The organism is Neisseria sp. P0022.S010 (assembly GCF_051956635.1).
On record NZ_JBQCXF010000399.1, the window covers coordinates 1 to 2,738 of the forward strand.

Here is a 2,738-nt window from a genome sequence, read left to right on the forward strand (position 1 = left end):
TGGACGAACCGGCATGGGCGAAAAACGGCAGCTATCAGGCCGTCCGCCTTATCCGCCACTTTGTCGAGTTTTGGGACCGCACCCCGATGCAGGAACAAACCGATATTTTCGGCCGGCGCAAATACAGTGGCGCGCCCATGGACGGTAAAAAAGAGGGCGACACCGCCGATTTCGCCAAAGACCCTGACGGCAAAATCACGCCCAAAGACAGCCATATGCGCATTGCCAATCCGCGCGATCCTGAATTCATGAAAAAACACCTGCTCTACCGCCGCGCCTTCAACTACTCGCGCGGCCTTGCCGCCAACGGCCAACTCGATGTCGGTTTGGTGTTCATCTGCTATCAGGCCAACCTTGCCGACGGTTTCATCTTCGTGCAAAACTTGCTCAACGGCGAGCCGCTGGAGGAATACATCAGCCCGTTTGGCGGCGGCTATTTCTTCGTTCTGCCGGGTGTCGAAAAAGGCAGCTTCCTCGGCAAAGAGCTTTTGGGCATATAAATCCGCTGATGGTTTGAATAGATAAAAAGGCCGTCTGAAACCTGATTTCCAGATTTCAGACGGCCTGAGTTTTTTCTATCAAACCAAATGTTCCGCCAAGAAAGCCAATGCGTATTCGACAGCTTGCGCCCTTACTGCTTCGCGGTCGCCCGTGAATAGCGCGGTTTGCTCAAACGAACCTTCGGGCGTGGCCAGGCCGAACCAGACTGTGCCGACCGGTTTGGCCGCGCTGCCGCCGCTAGGGCCGGCGATGCCGGAAATACTCAAGGCGTAATCCGCCTGCGCCACGGCCTTTGCGCCACGTGCCATTTCATAGACGGTCTCGCGGCTGACTGCGCCGTGTTTCAGCAAGGTATCGGGCATGACGCCGAGACGCTCCTGTTTGGCTTGGTTGCTGTATGTGACGAAGCTTTGATGAAACCATTGCGAGCTGCCGGAGAGAGAAGTCAACGCACCTGCAAGCAGGCCGCCGGTGCAGGACTCGGCGCAGGTAACGGTTTGACGGCGGCTGGTCAGGTGTTCGGCGATGGTTTGCAGATGGGACATGGCGGCTCCTTATGGAAAGGGTGGAATGGGGCGGGCGTTTGACCCGCCGGGTTTCAGACGGCCTGAAAGTTGAAATCAGTCTTTCGGCTGAATGAGGTGGACATCACATTGTGGGAATGGGATGTTGATGTTGGCTTCGCGCAGGTTTTCGACGACCTGCTCGTTCAAACCGAATCGGAATAAGGCCAAATCCGCTTCGTTCGTCCATGCCCAAAGCGTGATTTCGATGGCGCTGGCGGCGAGGTTGGTAATGTATACGACGGCAGGTCGTTCTTCGGTTTGAACACATAATGGATGCTCGGTTGCCGCTCTCAATACGGCGGCTTTGGCGGCTTTCAAGTCGCAGGTGTAATCGACGCCGACAACAACTTGGGCGCGGCACAGAGGCAGGGAGGAGCGGTTGGTGATGCTGTTGGTCATGACCACGCTATTGGGCAGGACGACTTCTTCGTTGTCCGGCGTACTCAAAGAGGTCTGCACCATTTTGATTTCGCGGACGATGCCTTCAAAACCGTTGACGCGGATAAAGTCGCCGACTTTAAACGGGCGGAACAGGATAATCAGCACGCCGGCGGCGAAGTTGGACAGTTGGTCTTTCAAAGACAAAGCCACAGCCAAGCCTGCGCCACCGATCAAGGCGGTCACGGAAGTGGTCGGAATGCCGAGTTTACCCAGTGCGGCGATGATGATGAGGATCAGTAGGCCGATGTTGGCGACGTTGCCGAGGAAGCTGACCAGTGTTTTATCGACTTTGGCGCGCGTCAGTGCGGCTTTCATCAGTGTCACCACGCGCGTGGCGACCCAACGGCCGATAAAGAAGATGGCTAAGGCGGCCAGCAGGTTCGTGCCGAAAGACATGCCGGTTTGGGCGAGTTGTTCCCAACCGGAGAAGGGGGAGAGGACTTGAAGATCGAAATTCATAATTGTGTGTGCGTGTGAAGTTGTTTAAAAGGACATTGTAAAACAAGGCCGTCTGAAAAACTAATGGATTTGGTTTTTCAGACGGCCTTGATGTGTTTTTAAGTTTTTCGGTTTAACGTAAAACAGTTTTGCTCCAACGGCTCACCCATTGTTTTTGTTTGGTGTTGATGTCGGCGCGGTTGGGGGAATCGCTGTGTTTCGGGGTTTGGGCAAACTCGAATACTTTGGGCAGCGGCGTGTTTTTGGCAGCCGGATAGACCCACATTTCGGCAGGCAGGGCTTGTTGCACTTCGCCGCTTTGCAGCCAGCTCACCAGTTTGGCCGCCAGCTCGGGCTGTTTTGCGCCTTTCAAAACGGCCGCGCCTTCAACTTGGCGGAATGTGCCGCCTTTGAGGAAGAGATTGCCGGTGGGCGGGGTGCTGTATTTGCCTTTGGAGTAGTGGACTTCGGCCGCCGGGCTGGTGGCATAGCTGACCACGAGGGGATAGGCGCCGCCGTTTTGGGTAAAGTCGGTGTAGTAGGCTTCGCTCCAGCCTTTGGCAACTTTCACACCGTTTTGGCGCATTTGTGCCCACCATTTGAACGCGCCTTCTTCACCCATGCCGCCGATGTTGGCCAAGAGGAAGGAGAGGCCGGGCGAGGATGTGGCGGGAGACGGGGTTACCAGAAGGTTTTTATATTCCGGTTTGGTCAGGTCTTGCAGGGTTTGCGGCAGGGGCAGTTTTTTCTGTTCAAACCATTTTTTGTCGTAGTTGATGGCGACATAGGCGT

At 55.5% G+C, this 2,738-nt stretch carries 4 protein-coding genes; 1 reads left to right on the plus strand and 3 read right to left on the minus strand.

The annotated features are described in order from the left end of the window. On the plus strand, positions 1 to 500 hold a 500-nt coding region (locus ACTHUT_RS17270; protein WP_440419183.1), incomplete at its 5' end, for a Dyp-type peroxidase. 78 nt (positions 501 to 578) lie between these two features. Here the strand turns inward: ACTHUT_RS17270 and ACTHUT_RS17275 are convergent. The 3 genes from ACTHUT_RS17275 to ACTHUT_RS17285 all read right to left on the minus strand — a co-directional run. Then, entirely contained in the window at positions 579 to 1,046 is a 468-nt protein-coding gene (locus ACTHUT_RS17275; protein WP_003686660.1) for a CinA family protein, read from the minus strand. Between the two features lie 75 nt (positions 1,047 to 1,121). Next, positions 1,122 to 1,967, minus strand: coding sequence for a mechanosensitive ion channel family protein (locus ACTHUT_RS17280; protein WP_250599266.1), 846 nt, complete (start codon positions 1,965 to 1,967; stop codon positions 1,122 to 1,124). Between the two features lie 112 nt (positions 1,968 to 2,079). Further along, on the minus strand, positions 2,080 to 2,738 hold a 659-nt coding region (locus tag ACTHUT_RS17285), incomplete at its 5' end, for a thiamine ABC transporter substrate-binding protein (protein ID WP_440419185.1).

Coding starts and splice junctions, on each gene's coding strand:
- ACTHUT_RS17275 (WP_003686660.1), bottom strand. CDS start 1,046: ATGTCCCATCTGCAAACCATCGCCGAACACCTGACCAGCCGCCGTCAA.
- ACTHUT_RS17280 (WP_250599266.1), bottom strand. CDS start 1,967: ATGAATTTCGATCTTCAAGTCCTCTCCCCCTTCTCCGGTTGGGAACAA.